The 1,363-nt window shown below is 44.2% G+C and carries 1 protein-coding gene; it reads left to right on the forward strand.

What is annotated here, in order from left to right; genetic code table 11:
- Positions 1-1,178 (forward strand): GGDEF domain-containing protein (locus R8N28_RS25015; RefSeq protein ID WP_318183640.1); only part of this gene is annotated, 1,178 nt, incomplete at its 5' end.
- Positions 1,179-1,363: the final 185 nt, after the last annotated feature.

The following is a 1,363-nucleotide window of genomic DNA, read 5'->3' on the forward strand; positions in this document are numbered from 1 at the left end:
AAGGCTTGAGCGTGGATGAAGTAGAAGCTCAAACTGAGTTCAGCTTCCAAGACGCGATTTACTCGCTGTCACCGTACGAAAAGCTGAATTACGTTGAAGCCGTCGCGCGCAAATCGCTGCATCAAGCCGAAGCGTATTTATCGAATGCGTTTAATCGACAAAATGCCATTATGTACTTTCGCTCTTATACTGGGAGCAAGTTGATTTTAGAGCGCCCAATCAAAGCGTTAGAAGGTGTGAAGGCCACATTCGATGTCGATTGGTGCAAGAGCAACTACTCTTGCGTTCTGGCTGCGTGGAAAGAACAACTGACTGATCGCGTGTTGTTTTCTCTGCCGTTTAAAACCACCTACTCGGATGACATGGCAATAAGCATCATGAGCCCGGTTTATTTCCAAGGTGAGTTAGTCGGCGAGTTTTCAGAACAGCTCTATCTTTCATCACTTTATAACGAAGGGAAAGCCGTCGACGTACAGATCTCCAATGGTAACAAACAAATGGTGATCTATTTTTCAGGTTATCCGTGGCCATCGTTCGCGTACACACAATCTTTTGTGGCAGACAACAACAACTTGATTGTCTACATGTACCCGTTCAGTAAAGTGATGGTGGATTACAGCTTTCTGTTTGTTATTTTCTTTTTGGCAACCTTGGCGTATTACAACAAAGCGCATGAATCCAAAGAGAGCAAACTTCGTCTGGCGACGGCACTGACGAATGTGACAAAAGACGATTTAACCGGGTTACTTAACCGCAGAGTCTTTAAAGATAGCGAATTCAAACGCCGCTTGAAAACGGCCCCTTATTCCGTCATTGCCATTGATGGCGACAGGATCAAGCGAATCAATGATCGCTATGGTCATCACGTTGGGGACGAGGTTATCGAGATCATTGCCGATGCGATGCGAAAAGTGTTCAGAACCAGCGATTATCTCGTCCGAACTGGGGGCGATGAGTTTATCGCAATCTTGCCGGGGTGCAGCATCAGTCAGTCTTCGATGTTGGCGAAAAAGTTACGTAGCGTTGTCAAAGACAACCGACTTAAAACGTTAGACATTGAAGTCAGCGTAAGCACTGGCGTTGCGGCAAACGAATCACACGAATCACTGCAAGATGTTATCGTTCGAGCGGATGAAGATCTCTATGAGATGAAAAAACGCAGACAACAATCACAGTAAGTAATAGTTTTATTGATAAAAATGCCAAGTGATTGGACATAACCATGACATAACTGTTTGATTAATTTGACCAAACAGAATGAGTGGTCTTTTATATTAGAGCAGCCAGCAAACAATGGCTGCTCTAATTATTTTCTGACCTTACATCTGGTGTCGCGTGTGAACAAAGATCTCGACTTAAACCT

It is taken from the genome of Vibrio sp. Vb1554 (assembly GCF_033344235.1).